The sequence below is a fragment of the Candidatus Proelusimicrobium excrementi genome (assembly GCF_937881865.1).
GTDB lineage: Bacteria > Elusimicrobiota > Elusimicrobia > Elusimicrobiales > Elusimicrobiaceae > Proelusimicrobium > Proelusimicrobium excrementi.
Genome location: NZ_CALGEO010000013.1, coordinates 1 through 21095, shown reverse-complemented (window position 1 = coordinate 21095; position 21095 = coordinate 1). Strand labels below are relative to the sequence as shown.

Here is a 21095-nt window from a genome sequence, read left to right as displayed (position 1 = left end):
AAAGGGTAAATCTTTTAAATAATTAAAAACGGGCTTTATTATTTCAGAGGGATTGTTTATGAAAAAATTTCTTCTTGTTTTGTCGTGTTTTGTTTTTGCCGTTTGCGCAAAAGCCGCCGAGTACGAAATTTCCACGGCGCTTTCCAGCCCTTACGGTATGTTCAGCACTTTTTCCGTATTCGGCGACGCAACCGTCTACGATCTCATTATAGGTGCAAACAGCGTGGACGGTTCTACTCCCGCCGGGTTTGCTTCCTCGGTCTATAAACCGATACAGGAAACTTACCTTGAAGCAGGTTCGATTTCTTTCGGCGGAAATATTAACGTAAAACGGGATTTGTTCTTTGATGCGCCCAATCAAACCTATGGTAACGTAATAGTATCCAGGTACAGCAGCGCCACCGTGCAGCAAAATACTTTCTTTGATATGAACTTTACCACGATAGAAATCCCGGTCTTATACGCCGGCACTTTGGTTACGGGCCCGCTGCGCCTTCCGTCTGCTGCGGTTATAGAAAAACTTTATACGGCTTCGTTTTCTGTAAGGAACGGCGCTTCTGAGTTTACTTTTCCTCAGGTAAGAGGTATGACTTTCGGCCAAAACGTTTTTGCGGCACCGCCTTCAAGGCAGTGCGGCGGAAGCAATAAGGGCCACTATTACGGCGCATGGGTTACCTGCACCGGCGGTTCCTGCCCCGCGGATACCTGCGGCGAGGAAAGAGATGAAATAGGGGCCTACATCTGCCCGGACGATGAGCCAAGAAGCAAAAACTGTGTAGATAAACGCCAGGTAAGTTATAATCTCGAAAATGTTCTTAATAAACCTTATATTTCCGGTTTTACTTCTTATTACAGAAAATGCGTTTATGAAAATAATGTCGCAGATACCGGCGCGATACAATGCGTTATGGAAGACTTCGCTTCCGGCGAGGAGGTTTTCCGCAACAATAACATAGACGATTTGGTGCAATGCTCTCCAACGGATATGGACAACTGTATATCGCTTTGTAGCAAGTATAACGGCGGCTGTCAAGTCTCCCCCAGAGAATGTTTTTATCTTGATGAAACCGCCTTCGGGTCCAACTGCGAAGCCAGCGGCTGGGAAATGGGCTCGGGCCTTGAGTGCAAAGATTCTTATACAAGGGCTTTGTACACCATTTACACCTGTCCCCAAGGCTCTGACTATACCGCTAGGCCGGCACATGCTACTTTCAGCCAAACAAGGGAAGTGGCCTGCGCCGGACAAAACGTAGATGTGGATAATAACTCGGACGCCTACTGCGGGATTAATTTCCTGACGGTGGACTTCTGATTTGGTACTGGATTTCGCCGGTTTTTAAAGCCCTCCTTAAGGAGGGCTTTTTTATACGTAAGCCCAAAGCGCTGCGGCTTATAAATAACTGAGTAAAACGAATAAAATTTTGTAGAATGATTTTATATTAAGGGGCTTGGGCCCGTAAGGAGAGAATATGATAAAAGAAGGTTCTAAAGTGGCCATTGACTATACGCTGACTGTTGACGGAAAAACGGCCGATACTTCCAAGGGCAGAGGCCCGCTTGAATACGTGCAGGGCGCGGGGCATATAATCGCGGGGCTGGAAAAGGCTTTGCTCGGCCTTAAACCGGGCGATAAAAAATCCGTAGACGTCCCCGCCAAGGAAGCTTACGGGGAAGTCAACCCCGACGCCAAGAGGAAAGTTCCCAGAAGCGCGATACAAAATATTGAAAATATAAAAGTCGGCGATGTCGTCGGCGCGAGCAACGGCGAACACAGCTTCAGAGCGGTTATAAGCGCAATTACCCCCGAAGAAGTCGAATTGGATTTCAATCATCCTTTGGCCGGCAAAGATTTGCATTTTGAGGTTGAAATAATTTCGGTAAAATAAATCTTTTGTACTTGAGGGCCGCATTCCTTTGCGTTTGCGGCCTGTGTATTTAGGGATAACTTAGCGTTTTTTTAGTGAATTTCCGCCTGAAATTTAATTTTCGGATAAATTTACTGGAAATAATATTTTAAAATTGATAAAATCTATTATATCGCCGAGATAGCTCAGCTGGTAGAGCAACCGCTTCGTAAGCGGTAGGTCGTGGGTTCGAATCCCATTCTCGGCTTATTTTTTTGTCTTGCTTATGGCCAAGAAGAAACCGCTTTTAAAAGCAGAAGCAGAACGGGAAAGCGTTTGCGGCGATCTTATAACGCGCTGGCTTGGCTTGGCGGGGGTACTTCTCTCATCTGCTTTATTCCTGTTTAATCAAGACAGCGCGCAAGTCAAAATAACCGTTTTTTACGCAGCAGTATCAGGCGCTTTCGCTTTTTGGCTGAGCGATATTTTTGAGCGGCGCGTTAAAGTTTTTTCCTCCCGCAGCTTGGCTTTGCTTTTCCCTTTTGCGCTTTACTTCCTGTATACGGTTATCTCTTTTTTCTTTCATCCTTATATTTTGGCCAGGCTGGGGTCCCTTATACGCTTTTTGGCCTATTCGGCCTTGTTTGTAACGGTAATATTCAGCTTTAACAATCGCCGCACGGCGGAATTTATCAAGTACCTTTTGGCCGCGGCTTGGATTGTCGCCGTTTACGGCGCGGTTCAAATTTTGGATAAATACCTTCTGCCCGGAATTGACGTTTTTAAATGGACGGACTTTTTCCATGAAAGGATATTTTCCACGATAGCTAACCCCAATTTTCTGGCGGATTTCTGCCTTTTTTCTTTTTTTGCGGCTTTAGGTTCCTTTTTGGCAAAGCCCTCAAAAAGTTTGGCCGTCTTGATGATTTTGCTTATTCTTAATATCGCTTTTACGCTCAGCAAAGGCGCATGGCTGGCCTTGGCGGCGGGCTTGGCTCTGTTCGGTTTTATTTATTTTAATTTCTTTTCGGAAAAGTACAAATATCACCGTCTTAAATACAATTTGATTATTTCCGCGGTGCTTTTGTTTGCCGTTTTGGCGGCCGGCGTGTTTACGGCAAAGCGTATGCAATCGGTAAATTTCCGCCTGTCCACATGGCGTTCCGCGGCGGAAATGATTGAGGTCTCGCCCGCGTTCGGTACTGGCAAAGGTTCTTTCCGTTATATTTATACGGCTTATAAAAGACCGGAAATATTTTATATGGAAGGTCTGCACAACGGGGAAACTCAGCATGCGGAAAATTATTTTATCGAACAAACCTGCGAACTCGGCATTGCCGGTTTGGGGCTGTTTTTGCTTTTGCTGATATGGCAGACGCTCGGCTTTTTTGGCCGGCTTAAAAAGTTGTGTTCTTCTCCGCAGAACCGCAAAGACGCGCTTTTGTTGCTTACTTGTTTTACCGCGCCCGCCGTGATATATCTGCATAATCTTGTGGATGTAAGCGCATATTTCGTTTCCACGGCGTATTTCCTGACGGTGTTTAACGCTATGCTGTTTGTTTTAAACTTCGGCCCTATTGAAACTTCAAAACCTCAGGAAGTTCAAGAACCCGCGCGCGGAAAGCTCTTTAAGTTTTTGTATATCCTCTTTGCGGCTTTTGTTTTATTTATAATTTGCGTTTTATCGCGGGAATTTTACGAGATGTCTTCCCCTGCTCTTAAAGACAAAGCCCTGTACTTTTATTTTTATTGGTTTTTCTTTTTAATTTCAGCAGGGTACTCGGCTTGGGCTTTTCTGCGCAGGGCTTGGCTTTGCCGGCGGACGGCAAGCCTTCTGATTTTGGCCCTTGCCGCCGTTTTTATTTATTTAAGCTTTCAGCCTTTCCGTTCTGATTTTTACGCCGCCGCCGGGGCGGGGTTGGCCGGGCGCAATAATCCCGCCGCGCCCTCATACTATTACAAGGCTTTGAAGTTAAATCCTTTTTCGCCGAGTTTATACCAGTTCAGCGGAATAGTTTTTCAGAACCGGGCCGATTTAGCCAAGAAGAACCGCCCTTATGAAGGCGACGAACCCGAAGGCTTTTTTAACGATTATGACCGCGCTTTGAAAGCCTATAAAAAATCTCTTGCGCTTATTCCTAACGATACGATGATACATTACAATTTGGGGGCTTTATATCACGATATGGCCAAAGCGTCGGCGCGCCGCGGAAATATGAAAGAAGCTCAGGAATATTATAATTTGGCGGAGGCTTCCCTAAAAAAATCTCTTTTGCTGGATCCCGTTTACGACAATGCCTATTACCGCCTTGCGAATATCGCTTTGGAACATAACGATTACCGCCTTGCGGCCAATTGGGTTAATTTGTATATCCAAGGGCCGGAGGAAGTTTCCAATCCGCTTTATATCGCCAAACACAGAAACGACCCCAAAGCCCAAAATCATTTGCGGGGCATAAAAGCTGCGGGGGGATTATGAAAGAAAAATTATTAAAGTTTCTGCCTTCGGCGGAAAAACTTATTTTGGCCGGCTGTGTTTTTATGACGCCGCTGATATTTTTTACGGACCTGACTAAGAACCCTTATATCGCTCAGGATTTGCTGCTTGCTTTGCTGATGTGCGCGTTTTTGCTTTGCCGCGCGCTTAAAGTTTTGTTGACGGGGGAACTTGTTTTAAAATTTTCCAAGACCGACGTTTTTATGCTGGCCTTTGCGGCTGTGAGTTTGTTTTCTCTTTTCTTTAATTTGGCGCGCGGCGGCAATTTCTTGGCTTTGATAGGGGAATTTTCCCAAAAGGGGGATGTCTTTGTTTTTTCCTTTGTAGGTGCTTGGTTCTTGGCAAAGGCCGTCAACGCCGGCGGGTGGGAAAAATTCCGCCCGGATTTTTATTTTAATTTTGCGCTGTGGTCTTTCTGCTGGTTCTTGTTTAATGTGTTTGGAGGGGTTTTCTTTTGGGTTTACGCCGCTTTAATGTGGGCTTGGGCCGCCTATATCTGCATGAAACGCCTTAAAGACGTTACGCTTTTTGCCGTTTTAGATATATTTTTGGCCGTATGCGTGATTTGCTGTTTTTACGGGATACTTCAAAACGCCGGGCTGGAAATGATATGGAAAATCAATATAAATTACGAATTCGGCGCGCGCGCGATTTCCACCTTCGGCAATCCCAATTTCCTTTCTTCTTATTTGCTGGTTTTCCTGCCTTTGGCTTTTTTACGTTTTATAAAAGCGCGCACCGGCGGGGAACAGTTCACTTTCCTGCTGACGCTTTTTGTCTTTTGCGCCTATTTGGCCATAAGTATGACGCGCTCTTCCTGGCTTGGCGCGGCGGCGGGCGGATTCATTTTGCTTTTGTTTAAGGATGTCAGAACTTTGCTTATGAAGGCCAAAGGCAAAGCCGTTTTTGCGGTCGTTTTTTGCCTTTTGGTTTTCTTTTTATGGCCTTCGGGAATGCAAAAAGATGATAAAACCTATTCTTCCGCCGCGGCCGAAAGGATTGAAGAACTCTCCGCGCTTAACGAGGCTTCCGCTTTCACTTTGGACGCCGGCGCGGACAAAATAAATCCGGCTTATCATCAAAGGCTTATGATGTGGGCCTGCGGGCTTAAGATGTTTAAAGAATCGCCTTTTATCGGCAAAGGGCTGACTTCTTTCCAAATGAACTACGGCCTTTGCCAGGGCGGGCTTATTTTCCGCAATCCCGTTTTGGGCGGTATTAAAACGCAGGCCAACGAAGCGCACAATCAATTCATTCAGGTTTTGGCCGAAAGCGGTCTTTTGGGATTGGCGGCTTTTGTACTTTTATTGGCTTTCGGGGCTCTTGAGGCGATAAAGGCCTTGCGCGCCGAGAAGAACCCTGATTCTCGCCTTATTTATTTATGCCTTTTGGCCGGGCTTGCCGCTTTTTGCGCGGATAATACGCTTAATATAACTTTCAGGGCTGTTATACCGGCTTTTGCGTTTTGGTTTGTTTTTGGATTGTTGAATAATATTTCCTGCCGGGCCGAAGTTAAGAAAATCAAGACTGCCGCGGTTTATTTAATTTGCGGCGCGGCGTTTTTCTGCGCTTTTGTGGCCGCGTCTTGGCAGATATCGTATTTCGGGGCGGAGGTTTCCGCTCTTGAAGGCTACAAAGCCTTTGCCAAAGGCGACTATGCTTTGGCCGCGGAACGGCTTAAAAAAGCCGACAGAAACCCGGCCGTGCGCGCGGAAGCCGCTTTCGGCGTTGTTAACGCCTTGATACAAACCGCCGAATATGACGAAGCCATGTCCTACGCCGAACGCGGAATAAAGAAATATCCTGGTTATTACGAGTTTTATTTGAGAGCCGCCGGGATAAAAAGCGGTTTGGGGGAAAATTCCGCCGCCGCGGAATATCTTAAAAAAGCTTTGCTTTTGTATCCTGAAAATTTGGCCGCGGTTCAGGCTTGGGCCAAATTCGCCGCGGTTCTGCCCTCTGTCAGGACGGCGGAAAACGCCGCTTTTGCCAAAGAACTTTTAAAAATTTTTCCGCATGAACAAGAACTTAAACTGGCTTACGGGCTTTCGGCTTTTTCCGCCGGCGCTTACGCGGAAGCCTGCGCCTTGGCCGGGCAAGTTTTGGAAGAAGACCTTTTCAACCCGGATTTTTACGAACTTGCCAAACTCTGCCGGGATAAAGGATACGTCGGCGAGGAACTGCTTAAAAAAGCCGAAGTCTTTAAAGCGTCCAGGGCCAAAGTGAAAAAGTTTAAAACCGGCCCCGCTTTGGAAAAGGAAATATCCGCTCTGCAAGCCGCTTACCCGGAAAGCCCTTCCGCCGCTCTTTTGCTTGCGGAAATCTGCTTTAATAAGGGCGAATACGCAAAAGCCGCTCTTCTGCTTGAACCTTATTACTCCGATTTTAAATATTTTAAGCCTTTGGGATTTGCGCTTTCGTCGGCCCGGCTTAACGCCGGCGAGGCTGAGAAAGCCAAAGAGCCTTTGCAATTTATCTTATCCTACGATAAACATGACGAACAGGCCTTAACGAGGCTTAAAAATATGGAAAATTTGTAAAAAAAGCTTTACAAAGACCTCTAAATTGATATAATCATTATGTGTAGTTATTTATAATACCTTTAAAGGGGTACATTATGCCAAATATTAAAAATAGTTTAACCAAGTACATATTTGTGGCTCTATCTTTATGCTTTGTTTTTACGGCCGCTTATGCCGCTTCTTTAAGCGTTGAGGACAAACTCAACAAAGGCAAGGCCTTGTACGAAGAAGGCAAATACGATGACGCCATGGATAATTTCATTGACGTATTTGTAAGCGGCAATCCCGAACAGATTTCCGAAGCTAACGAATATGTCAATTTGATACATTTCAAAAGAGGCGGGGTTGAAGCTCCCAAGCAAGTTCCCTATGACGAATCATTGGAAAAAGCCCGCGAAACCGGCCATGAAGGCAAAGTTTTGTTCGATTCCAGAAAAGCCCGTGAAGGACTGGAAGACGAACCGGTAAAAGAAGCCAAAAAACCTGTTGCGCAAGCTCAGGAACAGGCGCAGGCTCAGACGCAGCCTCAGCAGCAGGAAGGCGCCAACGTCGCCGAACCCGTAATTTATACCCCGGAAGGGACCCCGGTCGAAGACAATAAACGCGTTGAAAAAATCGTTGCCGAAAGCACCATGCCCGAAGGCGACGACGAAGAAGTAAAAGCCTTGAGAAGGGAAAGCATCAACGCGCAGGTTGACGCAATGACCAACTCCGTACTGGAAAAATTAAATTCCTATAAAGGTATTAATGTTTATATGCGCGGCGGAATGGTTGACGCGATTGATATGGAATCAAGCGCGATTTTCGCCGATGACGGCGTAACCTTCAAACCTGAAGCCAAAGAAATTTTGGATGAAGTTTACTCCCTTATGATACTCAGCGGTACGCCTTCTTTCGTACTTTTGCCGCCGGGCTCTTATACCGACAGCGTTTCAATACAGGGCGTAAGGCAGACCGTAGCTTTAAATTCTTACTTAATCAATATGGGCGTTTCCACGGCGAAGCTCAGCTTTAATATGGGCCTCACTACCGAACAACCCCCAGCCAAATTCAGCGATTTGGACGGCATTTCCATAGTGTTTGATTATACCGCCAAACCGAATTTGAAACTTAAAACCCCCGAAAAGAACACCCCGCCGGTGCTCAGCCTCGGCCTCTATCCGTTCAGGTCCATTACGCCTGATATGGACGAAGGCATGGTGGTGGATTTCTCGGTGGTGGAATCTTTCGCAAAAGTCGCCGATTGGACTTTGCAGATAGTGCAGCACGCCAAAGACGGCAAATACTATGTGGTAAGACAGCTTTCCGGCAGCGGCCCCGTTTACAGACAGATTTTCTGGAACGGAAAAAAACAGTATTTCGGCCAAATCCTGCCCATCGGCAATTACACCATAATTTTAAGAGCCAAAGACGTTGACGGCAGAGAAAAAATCGTAAGACGCAAAGTCGAACTCTTGCAGACCAAAAAAGCCGAAGCCAAACCGGCCAAAACCGCAAAAGGCGCAAAAGCCGCTGCGGCGGGGGAAAACTCCAAATTGGATTACACCAAAAAACGCCTTTGGAGCAAACCCGAAGCCATACGCAAATCAGGCGCGGACGCTTTGGCGGATGTTCCCGCGGAAGATAACTTCGCAATGGAACAACCGGCTTCAATGCCCGCTGACGATTTGGGGTTTGACACTTACGGCACGGACGCCTCGGCCGCAGTAAATGACGCCGCAGACGGAACCGCCGATTCATTTAATCAAGGCGGCGTTGACGGCGGAGTTCCCAGCACTGTAAATATGCCGGGTACCTCATATGACGTCAATGATCCGGACAATTATAATTATTAATAGGGGGGGCTGATGTCTTTTTCTTCTACGATAGACAGTTCCCTTGGTATCAAGAGAACCGATTATAAAGAATGTATAGGCATATACATATCTCTTACGGATGTGTATGTGGCCCAGGTGCGGGAAAAATCCGGCGGTTTGGAAATTGATTCTTTAATCAAGCTCCCGGTGGGGGAAATCCCGCCCGGAGTATTAAAACCGGCGGATTTAAACGAAGGCTTTTTCTCCACGCCCAAACATTGGCTGGATCCGATTAAGAAAATTATTGACAGCAAACAATGGGCCACTAAGAATGTGGTTGTAACGCTTGCTTCAAATTTCAGCATACACCGCCATTTCGTAATGCAGGATACGCCCAGAAGATACTGGAAGAACACCATTCCGCTTCAGGCGCGCAAGTATATACACTATCCTTTTGAAAGGGGCGTATCGGATTATTACGTTTATTCTTTTTACGCCGGGCTCAGCAAAGCCAAACACTTGGGCGTAGTCTTCTCTATGACTTCCGCCCGCATAGTGCAGATACTTGAATCCGGCATGAAGAGTATCGGCCTTAATTTGGTTGCGGTTGAAACTTCGCCTCTTTCAATTTACAGGCTTTTCAATCAAACCGATAAAGAGAACGTTTCCGGCAAAGGCTGTATTTATGCGAATTTCACCTCCCATACCGGGCAGTTTTTGTACGCTTTGAACAATGCTCCCGTCTTAATGCGCGAAGTGGAAGTGCAGAAAGCCATAGGCAACAGAAACAGGCTTGAAGTCAACAACTGCATGGATTTCATTTCCAAGCAGATAGAAAAGAACCCGTTTGAAGACGTGGTCGTCATTTCCGACGAGGCCGATTTTTGGGCGCCTATCTTGGAAAGCGAAGTAAAACGCCATGTCAGAACTTGGAAAATCTCCGATTTGTTCGGCTTTAAAGTTGAAGGTTTTGCGGAAATGGCCGCTATCGGGGCGTGCCTTAAATTTGTAAATAAAAACGTCCCGGATATAGACCTGTACCGCAAAAACAGATCGTCGGAAGAGGAAATCCGCAGCACTATAACTGTTTGGAAGCTTGCGCTCGTTTTGGTGGTTTTGCTTGTGCTGTGGTGCGGTTACGTTCAGATACGTTCCGTGATGAAGCTTAAAGCGCTTTCCTCCCAAACTTTTACCACCAATAACGATGTGGCGGACTTTAAAGGTTTGTACGCTTCCCAAATTAAGGAAAAGGTAAACTCTATGAGCAGAAAGTCTAAAGCCCTTTCCAAATTTTTGGACCCGGTCAATTATACGGAAAAGCTTTCTATCCTGCCGGATATTTTGCCGCAGGAAATGTGGCTTACCTCTTTGGATATTAAATATCCTTATGACACCGGCGCGTCAAAACTTAAAGAAAAAAGCTATATCCGCATGGAAGGCATTGCCAGCGTTTATTCTGGCAGGGAAAAGGAACTTGCGCTCGGAAACCGCTTCAGAACGGTGGTGGATTCCACCCCCGAAATGGCCGATCTCTGCAAAGGACGCGCGACGATATCTTACGACTTTTCGACCGCGCCTCTTAAACAGCAGCAGAAAGACTTTGTGCTGGGGACGAAATTCTCCTTAAAATGCGAAAAGGAGGATAAAAAATGAAATTTATTACTGACATGAAAGAAGGCTTGAACGACGTACAAAATATGTTGTTCGAGAAGAACTGGAATCCTTTTATAAGGCCGTTGGTTTTACTGCTGATAGTGTTTATAGCGGTATGGTATGTAAACGGAGTGGCGAGCTCAAAAGTATGGGAAGCCCAACGCAAAGTTGACGCTAAAAAAGCCGAAGCCGAAAGCGCGAAAGAATACGAAGATTCCAAAGCTTTGTACGAACGCCTTGTAAAGAGGCTGCCGGATTACAGTAAAAAAGACGAATGGCTTTTAAGCCAAATGCTGTCCTTTTTCAACAAAGTCGGCGTAGAACCGACCAGAACCGGCAGGCATATCCTTGACGAGGACGGGGATTTTACGCATTCTTCCGTAGACGTTAATTTGGAACTTACTTACGAACAGCTCGGCAAGCTTATCGAGCTGATAGAAAATAACGAGCATTTTATGCGTATTTCCAATCTGACCGTATCCAGGGCGGAAGGCTCTTTGGGCAGATTGCAGGCCGGTTTAAGAGTTCATACTTTGTTCTTAAAGGGCAATGAGTCCTCTAAATCTGCTAAATAGGCGGTGATTTTTATGAAAAAGAATTTACATATAACTCTTTTATTATCCGCGGTTTTGGGCGTTGCGGTTCTGCCTTTGTCGGCCCAGCAAAACAATGTTGTGGTTGACGGGAGCAGAAACTCCGATATAATCGAGCCGGTTGTAACGCCGGCGGTGCCCGTAAAAGCCGCAAAAGCCGTAGGCGGCGTTTCCGCGCCGGCAAAACAAGCCGCCGCGTCTAAAAAAGACGATAAAGAAACCGCGCCCCGCGTGGTTTTTGCGCCTACCAACGCAAGGGATCCTTTCCTTTCCAGGGAAGAGGTCGACTCCATTGAAAAGGCACGTCTTGCCGAGCAAAAAAGAATTGCGGACGAGCGTAAAAAACTTGAAGAAATGGAAAGACAGCGTCAGGCCGAAGCCGAAAGGCAAAGACAGCTTGAGGAAGAACTTAAGCGCAATCCCGCCCGCGCGATTATCAATAAGATAACTATTGACGGCATTTTGGGCACGGAAGCCATAGTCAACGGCGAAGTCGTCGGCAAAGGCGGCACCGTATTGGGCGCGAAGATCGTAAAAATTACCGATGATTCCGTCACCTTTGTCTATAAAGGCCAAAGATTTGTAAAGAAATTACCATTAATGTAGTTCGATTGGTTTAAATTAAGGAGGATGTTAATGAAGAATAGACTGGCTCTGTTCCTGGCGGTTGTGTTTGCCGGTTCTCAGGTAGCGGTACCTGTGGAAGCGTCTGCGCAAAGCTCCAGGCCTGAAGCAAAAGTTGCGGTAGTGGAAGATTTATCCTATGGGGATGAAAACACCGGGGCCCGCAAAGCGGTGTCCGGCGGGGAATCTGCCATCTACAAGCAGGCGGAGGATAATACTCCTCTCGACAGAAAAGTAACTATCAGGGTAAACAATGTGCCCATAGGTACTTTTTTAAACAGTATTTCGGCTCAAGCGAAGATTAACTTTATTATGGGCGAAGAATTCGCCGGTAAAAAAGTTTCCGCTTCTCTTGCAAACGTAACCGTTAGAGAAGCTTTGGACACTCTTTTAAGAGTTCAGGGCTTAACCTATCAGCGTATCGGCAAGAGCGACAGCTACGTCATCACCAAAAGATCCGACGAAGCTCCGGACGCCGTAACTAAAGTTTACACTTTAAATTATGTATCCTTGCAGCCTCAAAGCTCTATAGCTCAGGATATGAATAACATTATGCCTGCTGATACCACTTCCAGCAGCTTCTCCACTACCACCTCCAGCGTCAACGTATTTGACCCAGCAAGCGGCGGCGGAGCTGGCGGCGGTATGGATATCGGTATGCCCCCAGCGGGCGGAGCCGGCGGCGGAGATGGCGCCAGCGCCATTCTTTCCGTAATCAAGAGCGTACTTACCAAACAAGGTAAAATCGCCGTTGACGCCAGAACCAACAAGCTTATCATCACGGACGTGCCGGAAGTTTTCCCGCAAGTTGAAAACATTTTGGCCGAACTTGATATCAAAGCTCCTCAGATTTTGATTGAGGCTCAGGTAATAGAAGTCGGCAAGGGCAGCGGTTTGAACCTCGGTTTCAACTGGACCAACGAAAGCGGCACTTGGGCTTCGGCCAGCTTGGGCGGCGTTTCAGCCGTACCTTGGGATTGGTTGGGCGGCAGCAGCAACTTCTGGAAATGGCTCGGCGCGAACGGCGACGGTGAAGGCAACCCCGCCTACGGCAGCACCATCAACGAAGGCAATTCCGAAGGCGGTATTTCCGCTGATTTCGGCGGCTTCTCGGTAGCTTTCCAGGCCATGCTCAGCAAGAACGAATCCAGAATGCTCGGCAAACCTAAAGTAATCACCATGAACAACAATCCCGCGATTATCACTTCTTCAAGGGATGCTTCAATCGGTACGATTACCAAAGAAACCAGCGGTTCTTCCACCAGCTCCACTTCCGGCAATGAAAGAAGAAGAGTCGGTTTAACCTTAACGGTAACTCCGCAGGTCAACAAAGAAGGCTATGTAACCTTGACGGTCGCTCCTTCCTATTCTGATTTGACCCCTTCGGAAACGGGCGATTCTTACGATACCGTAACCCGCGCCGTATCCACGCAGGTCAGAGTAAAGAGCGGTCAGACGGTCGTACTCGGCGGTTTATTGCAGTCCGTTGAGAAAGAAACGGTAAGGAAAGTTCCTTTGCTCGGTCAAATCCCGGTAATCGGCTGGTTCTTTACCAATAAAACAACCTCAAAGAGCACTACGGACTTGGTCGTATTCTTGACCCCGACCGTGCTTGCAGAGTAGTTTGAAGATTATTTAGATTATTATTTGAAGGATCGTTTTTATGGCTAAAAAGCTTACGGATATATTAAAAGAGCAGGGCAAGCTGACTGAAGAAGGTTTGGCTAAAGCTACATTGCATTCAAACCAAACCGGAGTTTCGGTCCCGGACGCATTGGTTGCGTTGGGCATAGTTAAGGAAGAAGACATTACAATAGCCGTTTCAAAACAGCTGGCGGTTCCTTACGCCAGTAAGGAAAACGGCGTATTGGTGCCCGAAAAAGACCAAAACCTTGCTTCCATAATATCCGAGAAGTTCGCCAGAGAAAACCTTATCCTCCCGCTTTTTGCGGAAGACGGTTCCTTGGCCGTGGCCATGAACGATCCTTCAAACGTATTTTTGCTTGACAACTTAAAAATGATGACGGGTATGTCGATACAGCCCTTCATCGCCAGCAAAAGCCAGCTGTTTTTGGCTTTGGATAATTTCTATACCAAGAAAAATATCCTGGAAGAAGTAATTTCGGAAAAAGAAGAGGACAGCGCCGTCGCTTTAGACAGCAAAGACGGCTTGGACGAACTTACCAACGTAGACGGTAAAATCGACTTGGATAAGGAAAGCGCTACTGGCCCCGGCTCGCATTACATCAAGATGGTAAACGTCATCTTAAGGCAGGCCATGAGCGAGCGCGTTTCCGATATTCACTTGGAAATTTTTGACGAGCGCGTCAGCTTGCGTTTCCGTATCGACGGTTCCTTGTATGAAAGGACCTCTCCTCCGAAAGAGGCGGTAAACGCGATTATTTCCCGTATTAAAATTTTGTCCAAATTGGACATCGCGGAAAAACGTCTTCCGCAGGACGGAAGCTTCGCCGTAAAATATCATAACAGAACGGTCGAGTTCCGTGTGTCTGTATGTCCTACGGTATTCGGCGAGAAATTGGTTATTCGTATTTTGGATAAAGGTACGGGGGATCTTAACGTCGACAAACTCGGTTTTGAACCCAGACAGAAAAAGGACTTCCTTGAAGCGGCCTCCATGCCGCACGGTCTTATCTTTTTGACCGGCCCCACCGGCTCCGGTAAAACAACCACTTTGAACGCGGTGCTCAGCACTATCAAATCCCCGGAACTTAACTTTATGACTTTGGAAGACCCTGTCGAATACAAACTTGACGGTATCAGCCAGGTGCAGGTTAAATCCCAAATCGGTTTGACTTTCGCCGCAGGTCTGCGTTCTTTCCTGCGTCAAGACCCGGACGTCATTCTCGTCGGTGAGGTCCGCGACTCCGAAACCGCCGAAGCCTGCTTAAAGGCTGCTATGACGGGTCACTTGGTGCTTTCCACCTTGCACACAAACGAGGCTATCGGCGCAATACCGCGTCTTACCGATATGGGTATTGAGCCTTTCCTTTTGGCCAGTTCTTTGGGCTTGGTGGCCGCCCAGCGTCTTATCAGGGTGTTATGCCCTTATTGCAAAGTTCCTTATTTGCCCACCCAAGACGTTATTGATCAAATATCCAGGGAATCAATGCTGCCGGAAAGGGATAAATCGACTTGGACTTTCTTTAAAGCCGCCGGATGCCCCAAATGCGCCGGTACCGGCTATAAAGGCAGAAGAGCGATTTACGAGGTCTTCAAAATCAACGAAGCCATGCGCAACGTTATTTATAAGACCAAAGATTTAATAGAATTAAGAAAAGCCGCCATGTCAACAGGCGCGTGGAATTTAAGATCCAGCGGCTGGCGTAAAGCGGTAAGGGGCATTACTTCGGTTGAAGAAGTGCTCTCGGTAACGACTTCGGAAGAATAATTAACTTAAAGGGGTTTTATCTATGGCAAGATTTAATTATGTAGCCCAGGACAACAGCGGCAGAAACTATAAAAGCCACGTGGACGCCGCCACCAAAGAAAAGGCCTTGGAAATTCTGCAGGCCAAAGGCATTTTCGTTATAGAAATTACGCCTGTAGTCAAAAAGAGCCTTTTTGCTTCATTCGGGCAGGCCAGCATTAACGCCGGTTCCGTAAAAGTTCCCGGGCACGTAAAGGCTTTCTTCGCAGAGCAGCTGGCAACGCTTATCGCAGGCGGCGTGCCTTTGGTAAGAGCTATTTCTCTGTTGGGCGAGTTTTCCACCGATAAACAGTTGGGCCCGGTGCTTTTAAGCGTGGCGCGCGACGTCGCCGGCGGTAACAGTCTGCACGGCGCATTGGAAAAATTCCCTAAAATATTTGACCATACTTGGCTGGCCATGATTCAGGCCGGCGAGGTGGGCGGACATCTTTCCGAGGCTTTGCTGCAAATCGCCAAATACGTAAAATCAACCGAAGCTTTAAAGAGCAAAATTATTACGGCTATTACGTACCCGGCGATTTTGTTCCTTATGTCCGTGGGCGTGTTGATTTACTTCGTGGTAGGAATCGTACCGACTTTCGCCACAATCTTTAAGGATTTCGATATGGAACTGCCGGCTATTACGCAGTTGGTTTTGACTATATCCAATGTCGTAAGGAACCATATCATTCTGCTTATATTGGGCATTCTTGCCGTATTGGGCGCGTTTTATATGGCAATTCACAACCCTATCGGCAGAAGGGTCTGGCATAAATTCCACATCAGCATGCCGATATTCGGCAACTTTATAAGCAATATTTATTTTGAAAGATGTCTTTCCACAATGGCTACGCTTCTTAACAGCGGCGTAAGTATTATCAACGTTTTGGGCGTTATGGAAGAAGCTTTTGAAAGCAATGTTGTCATAAGGGACGCCATCGTTGAGGCCAAAAACGGCGTAACTTCCGGCAAAAGCATTTCCGAATCTTTCAGAAAGACCAAAGTTTTCCCCGGCCTTATGACGGAAATGATGTTGATGGGCGAAGAATCCGGCCGTCTGCCGCATATTATGGAAACGCTTTCAAAATTCTATACGGAACAAATCAACCAGTTTATTGCGCGTTTCTCGGCCTTGATCGACCCTATCCTCATCGTGGGTATCGGTGCGATTATCGCCGTGGTAGTGCTTTCAATCTTCATGCCTATATTCAAAATGTCCCAAATCGGTATGGGTTAATCGGGGGGATTATGAGAGGCGAAAAAGGTTTTACTTTCGTAGAAGTGCTGGTTATAGTCGTTTTGATAGCGATTATATCTTTGGTTGCCGTGCCTTCTTATAAAAAAGGATTGGAAACCTCAAAGAACAATCAGGCTAAAGGAAGATTGGTTGAGGTCGCCAACGCCGCCAGGCTTTATAATGAAGACGCAAGAGGTGCGGATCAAGTCGCCGGCAAGTTCGGTACGCCTGTAAGCGGCTACCGCGATCCTTCGGTGTTGTTTTATTCTACGCCGGACGGGACCGAAGCCGAAGCACACAAAGCTTACGCTTATCTTAAAGACCCGGAGTCTTTCAGCGGGACTTCTTTCAGAGGATATGAGTATTATATCTGCACTCCGGATAAGGCTGACGCCGCATGCGGCGGGGATATAAACGTTATCGCGATTATGACTCCCGGCCAGAATATAACAGATACGCGTTATCTCGGGAAGGTGTGGAAGATATCCAACCAAAATCCCGGCAAAGTCGTAATGAGCAGCGCTTCATAAATACGGTTTTATCGTTATAATATAAATAACAAGGATTATTATGGGAAAGAAAGGTTTTACATTGGTTGAAGTTTTGGTGGCTATAATCATAATTATGATACTTGCCACTTATTCCGTTCTTAAATATACGGAAACTATTTACGAAGGGAAAAATAAAACGGCGAAAGCTCAGATGGAAGTTATCGCCGGGGCTTATAAAAGATATTTAATGGAATACCCGGATGCTCCTTTAAACGGCGCCGTAGGTTATAACTCAACGAACTCTGTCTGCGTAGTCGACTCGGTTTCTTTCCCTTGCGGTAAGCCTAATTTGGACGGTATTGATTATACTATTACTCTCGGTACTCCTGCGGATAATCCTTCATGCGGCAACAGCCTTGCTACAATGACCCCGAAAGCCGGAAGAAAGGTCGGGGAGAAATATTCCGAGTCCGGCTACTGCGCATATATAGACAGATACGGGAGGGCGGCAGATGGCAGCAATTCCTAATAAAAACGGTTTTACATTGGCTGAGCTTTTGGTTGTCATGGTAATTTTGGCTTTGCTTGCGGCCGTCAGCACTCCCTTTATAAAAGGTTATATGAGGGACGCCGAGAACGGCAGGGCCAAATCGGCTTTGATTCAAATAGCGGAAGCTTATAAGAATTTTAAAACCGATTATCCCAATGCGACGATATCGGGGCAGGTAACGGCAGAAAGCCGCGGCGCATGCGGTGATAATGCCATAAGTTACAAAGGCGGCAATGAAGCCGATGTTTTGGTTAATTGTAAATACTTAAGGCCTATAAAATGGAGCAAAATGAAGTATACTTTTAACGTCGGCGGAAGCTGCGGAGCCTGCTCAGTTTCCCACGCTTCAATGACCGGCACCGACAGCGGCGGGGACTATGCATCACCTTATTGCGCCTGTGTGGACGAATACGGCAATATTAAAGATTCTTTAAGCAATCAATAGTAAACGGGAATAAATTATGCTGAATAAAAAAGGTTATACGATAGTTGAGGGTATAATAGCAATGTTGCTCGTGGCTATAATGGTCGGGGGTATATTTACCGCGCTGATGGCTTCAAGGCGCGCCATAATTGAGCCCAGCTACAGGGAAGAAATGCTTTATGCCGTAGAAAGCCTTTCCAACCAATTAAAGAATTATGTGGATGCGGAAGGTGCGGTGGCTTCCTTATGCGGAAGCACTACTCCTTTGGCCAACGGCGACCATGATTGCAGCAGCATGCTGCCGGATGTATGCAGGACTGACGGCGGTTATAACTCCAGCCTTACCTATAACGTAAGCGGCCTTTCCGTCACCGGCGGCACCGGCGGTTTTTCGCCGACGGTCAATCAGATTAAAATAAATATTGTTTGTAACGGTGAAGTGTTATGAAAAACAATAAAGGTTTTACTTTAATGGAATTATTGGTGGCCGTTTTTATAGCCAGCATGGTTACTATCGCTTTAATGACGATATGGAAAGCTTCTTCCATGCAGACGTCCCAAGGTCAGCGTCAAAGCATTATAAGAAACAACCTGTCTATTTTAATGAGGGCTCTGCACAGGGATATAACAGAGTCCGATTTGATTTTGGCGCCGACTTCCGGCCAGTCGGGCGGTTTAATAGTGGCCGCGCGCAATGCTTATTTGGTGAAGGAAGGCGTCAGCTATTATGTAATGCCGAATACTGTTTCTTACAGTAAAGATCCTGAAGGCGTGCAAATTGAGAGCGAACCTATAGCTTTTGCATATTGTCAAGAGGGCAATACGATAAGACGCTCTTCCGAGATAGCCCTTAAGGAACTTGAAAAGAGCAGTTTGGAAAGAAGTTCTTTGGTTTCCTCTCTTGAAAGCGAATGTTCGTCCGGGAAAATTTATATGGACTATGTTCCGTCTTCCGGTTTTGATATTTCGACTTCGGATAATATCAATTATACCGTTTCGATAGTGGTCCATAAAAATTTTGAAGGGAGCGAAACCCCGCCCGTACATGTAGAAATGGAAAAAGTCTTTACCAAAGCGGGGGGCGCATAAAATGAATATATTTAATAAAAAGGGTTCAGCTTTAATGCAAGTAATGGTTTTGGGCAGTATTATAGCCGCCATTATCGTTATGCTTATGCGCTTTTCTTTGGGGCGCACCAGCAATATGTTAAAGACAAAACGCGTAGTAGCTTCCAAAGCTTACGCAGAAGGTTGTATCGCCCAGTATAACGCCATAGCCGTTGAAAGAGCCATGGCCGGGGTTCCGCCTGTAATTGACGGCAACAACCAAGAAAAATTTACTTGCACTATTGACGGTAACTCAACTGACATATATATAAAATGGGGTTCAACTACGACCGGTTTGGGAAATATTAATTTTTATATAGATACCACTCAGTTCCAATAATAAATCTGCTCAGGCGGTATAATGCGAAAAATACAAATCGGCGTCGTTTTTTTATCCGCAGTAATGTGCGCTTTCTTCGCGCTTCCCGTTTTTGCCGAAAGCGAAAACTTGGAAGGGAGTTTTTTGGAAAAGGCCCGTAAGGTGCAATCGGGCGGTGGGGGAGAGCGTAAAACTCAGGCTTTTCCTCAGCCTGTTGATAATAAGGATACCTATTCTATAAAATCTTCAACGTTAAGCTTGATAAGAACGGGCAAGGAACAGCCTGCCGCAGTTTATAACGAAACCGACTGCGAAGAAAGCGATTGTGAAGCCCCAAAAACTCAATCCGCCGCAGTGAATACGGATAAGCCGAACGCCGCCGCTTCCGTAAAAAAACCTCAGTTTAAGAAAGAACTCGCCCCCGCGCCTGAGCCCGGGCGGAACGTAAAATGGATAGACAGCTCAAGCCGTAACTTCGTAATAAAAGTAGAGCCGCAGACCAGCGGCGTTATGACGCCGAACCTGGGCATGAAGTTTGAAACGGTTCATCAATCTTTGGGCAAAAACATACCTTGGATGATGTCGGGCAAAGCCAAAGTATACGTATATCAAAACAGGCAGAGTTTCTTAAAGAACGAGCCCGTGGCGAGCAGCTGGTCGGGCGCGTTTTTCTCCCCGTCGGAAGACAGAATCGTAATGTATGACGACCCTAAAAACACCTCTAAAATGATAGAGCAGTTTACTCACGAGCTTACCCACCTGTTTGTTGAGGAATTTTTTAATCCTCCTTCGGAAGGTTATAAACTTGAACCTCCTGTTTGGCTTAACGAAGGCTTGGCCGTTAATATGGAGGATATCGCCTCAAACAGTAAAGGGGGCGTATGGGCCAGCGATTTGGTTGTAATAAATATTTTAAGCGACAGCGAGAAGAAAAAACTTCTCTCCCGTCTTAGAAGCGGGCAGGGCCTAAGCGCGCAGGAAAAGCGCGCCGCGGCGGCCAATATGGTATCTGCCAAGACGGTGGCTTTTACCAAATTCTCTGATTTTATTAAAAATAGTTCCTATGACATAGCGGAGCAAAAGGGCGATGTCGAAAATTGGTATTTTCAGGCTTATGCCATGGTAAGATTTTTGTTCCGAACAAAAAATTCCGCCTATCCGGATAAAAGAATGCAGTTTGAGCAGTTTACCAAAATGCTTAAAACTTTTGAGGATAAAAAAGACGCTAAAGGCAATGTCGTACGCGACGCTTCCGGCCGTATTGTCAAGAAAAGGATATCCACCGAGGCCGCCCTTAGGAAAGCTTACGGCTTTAGGGATATTAACGATTTTGAAAATAAGTTTTGGAAGTGGCTTATACCTATGCAGAGGCAGGAACGCCAGAAGATAAATAATATGAACCCTTAGAGGGAGGGCGGTTAAAGACGGGGAATTTTCTGTTTATTCGGTCTAAGTTGCGTTCTTTTTGCTGGCAAGCTATAATATTTAGGTAAATTGCGGTTCTTTCCTCGCATGATATTGCGCTCTCAAGGCTAACAGACTTCCGTATTTGGCCGCCTTTGTGTTTTTTGCTCGGTCTATATTTATTTTTCACGGTTAGCACTTTGTCGCTTTTGGGCGGCTTTAAATTTTTTCTTCGCTTAAATACCGCGGCGGCAGAGCCGCCATCGTTCTAGGTATTCTGCGCTTAGAATAAAATTAAAATCCGCTCCAAAATCAACAAACCACGCTATTTATATACTCGCATAGTTTTTACTCGCTTTATGTTAAGTCCTCATGTATTTTTTCCTCGCGTGAAATGCTATTCTCACGGCTAGCAGACTTCCGCATTTGGCCGTCTTTGCATTTTTTTCCTCAGTCGGATACTGCGCGCCCTGCGGGCGCATCATGCTTAGTATACCTCCTTCTTCAAAAATACAAATCCAGCTCAAATTCGTAAGTCCACGCAGGTTATATTCTCACGCATTTTTACTCGTGTTAAGTTGCGCTCTTACGGCTAGCAATTTTC

The 21095-nt window shown here is 46.3% G+C and carries 19 protein-coding genes and 1 tRNA gene; 19 read left to right on the top strand and 1 reads right to left on the bottom strand.

Going from position 1 to position 21095, the window contains the following annotated elements; genetic code table 11:
• The first annotated feature begins 58 nt into the window (after positions 1–58).
• The 19 genes from ACQY26_RS01080 to ACQY26_RS00990 all read left to right on the top strand — a co-directional run bounded on the left by ACQY26_RS01080 (position 59) and on the right by ACQY26_RS00990 (position 20494).
• Positions 59–1312, top strand: a complete 1254-nt coding sequence (locus tag ACQY26_RS01080) for a hypothetical protein (protein WP_428047240.1) — start codon at positions 59–61, stop codon at positions 1310–1312.
• 157 nt (positions 1313–1469) lie between these two features.
• Positions 1470–1886 carry an FKBP-type peptidyl-prolyl cis-trans isomerase gene (locus tag ACQY26_RS01075; RefSeq protein WP_428047239.1) on the top strand — a complete coding sequence of 139 codons (417 nt, stop codon included), beginning with the start codon at positions 1470–1472 and terminating at the stop codon, positions 1884–1886.
• Between the two features lie 153 nt (positions 1887–2039).
• Positions 2040–2112, top strand: a tRNA-Thr gene (locus tag ACQY26_RS01070).
• Between the two features lie 18 nt (positions 2113–2130).
• Positions 2131–4323 carry an O-antigen ligase family protein gene (locus tag ACQY26_RS01065; protein WP_428047238.1) on the top strand — a complete coding sequence of 731 codons (2193 nt, stop codon included), beginning with the start codon at positions 2131–2133 and terminating at the stop codon, positions 4321–4323.
• Positions 4320–6881, top strand: a complete 2562-nt coding sequence (locus ACQY26_RS01060; RefSeq protein ID WP_428047237.1) for an O-antigen ligase family protein — start codon at positions 4320–4322, stop codon at positions 6879–6881. The genes ACQY26_RS01065 and ACQY26_RS01060 overlap by 4 nt, the downstream gene beginning before the upstream one ends.
• Positions 6882–6958: 77 nt before the next feature.
• Positions 6959–8698, top strand: coding sequence for a hypothetical protein (locus ACQY26_RS01055; RefSeq protein WP_428047236.1), 1740 nt, complete (start codon positions 6959–6961; stop codon positions 8696–8698).
• A gap of 12 nt (positions 8699–8710) precedes the next feature.
• Positions 8711–10312, top strand: a complete 1602-nt coding sequence (gene pilM / locus ACQY26_RS01050) for a type IV pilus biogenesis protein PilM (RefSeq protein WP_428047235.1) — start codon at positions 8711–8713, stop codon at positions 10310–10312.
• Positions 10309–10887 carry a hypothetical protein gene (locus tag ACQY26_RS01045; protein ID WP_428047234.1) on the top strand — a complete coding sequence of 193 codons (579 nt, stop codon included), beginning with the start codon at positions 10309–10311 and terminating at the stop codon, positions 10885–10887. The genes pilM and ACQY26_RS01045 overlap by 4 nt, the downstream gene beginning before the upstream one ends.
• A gap of 12 nt (positions 10888–10899) precedes the next feature.
• Entirely contained in the window at positions 10900–11511 is a 612-nt protein-coding gene (locus ACQY26_RS01040; protein ID WP_428047233.1) for a hypothetical protein, read from the top strand.
• A gap of 30 nt (positions 11512–11541) precedes the next feature.
• Complete coding sequence (locus ACQY26_RS01035; RefSeq protein ID WP_428047232.1) at positions 11542–13152, top strand: secretin and TonB N-terminal domain-containing protein; 1611 nt, start codon at positions 11542–11544, stop codon at positions 13150–13152.
• Positions 13153–13192: 40 nt separating this feature from the next.
• A complete protein-coding gene (locus ACQY26_RS01030) occupies positions 13193–14941 on the top strand; it encodes a GspE/PulE family protein (RefSeq protein ID WP_428047231.1) in 1749 nt (582 codons plus the stop codon).
• Positions 14942–14963: 22 nt separating this feature from the next.
• Positions 14964–16196, top strand: a complete 1233-nt coding sequence (locus ACQY26_RS01025; RefSeq protein WP_428047230.1) for a type II secretion system F family protein — start codon at positions 14964–14966, stop codon at positions 16194–16196.
• Positions 16197–16207: 11 nt separating this feature from the next.
• The gene (locus tag ACQY26_RS01020; protein WP_428047229.1) at positions 16208–16726 is read left to right on the top strand and encodes a prepilin-type N-terminal cleavage/methylation domain-containing protein; all 519 of its coding nucleotides are present in this window, start codon (positions 16208–16210) and stop codon (positions 16724–16726) included.
• A gap of 40 nt (positions 16727–16766) precedes the next feature.
• Entirely contained in the window at positions 16767–17216 is a 450-nt protein-coding gene (locus tag ACQY26_RS01015) for a type II secretion system protein (protein ID WP_428047228.1), read from the top strand.
• Positions 17200–17682 (top strand): type II secretion system protein, encoded by a 483-nt coding sequence (locus ACQY26_RS01010; RefSeq protein WP_428047227.1) that lies wholly within the window; start codon positions 17200–17202, stop codon positions 17680–17682. The genes ACQY26_RS01015 and ACQY26_RS01010 overlap by 17 nt, the downstream gene beginning before the upstream one ends.
• Positions 17683–17698: 16 nt before the next feature.
• Complete coding sequence (locus ACQY26_RS01005; protein ID WP_428047226.1) at positions 17699–18109, top strand: hypothetical protein; 411 nt, start codon at positions 17699–17701, stop codon at positions 18107–18109.
• Positions 18106–18750 carry a PilW family protein gene (locus ACQY26_RS01000; RefSeq protein WP_428047225.1) on the top strand — a complete coding sequence of 215 codons (645 nt, stop codon included), beginning with the start codon at positions 18106–18108 and terminating at the stop codon, positions 18748–18750. Before ACQY26_RS01005 ends, ACQY26_RS01000 begins: the two co-directional genes overlap by 4 nt.
• Position 18751: 1 nt before the next feature.
• Entirely contained in the window at positions 18752–19108 is a 357-nt protein-coding gene (locus tag ACQY26_RS00995) for a hypothetical protein (RefSeq protein ID WP_428047224.1), read from the top strand.
• Positions 19109–19129: 21 nt separating this feature from the next.
• Positions 19130–20494, top strand: a complete 1365-nt coding sequence (locus tag ACQY26_RS00990) for a hypothetical protein (protein ID WP_428047223.1) — start codon at positions 19130–19132, stop codon at positions 20492–20494.
• A 359-nt stretch (positions 20495–20853) separates the two neighbouring features.
• On the opposite strand, the gene ACQY26_RS00985 is transcribed toward ACQY26_RS00990, so the two are convergent.
• Positions 20854–20976: a hypothetical protein gene (locus tag ACQY26_RS00985; protein ID WP_428047222.1), complete on the bottom strand. Its 123-nt coding sequence runs from the start codon at positions 20974–20976 to the stop codon at positions 20854–20856.
• Positions 20977–21095: the final 119 nt, after the last annotated feature.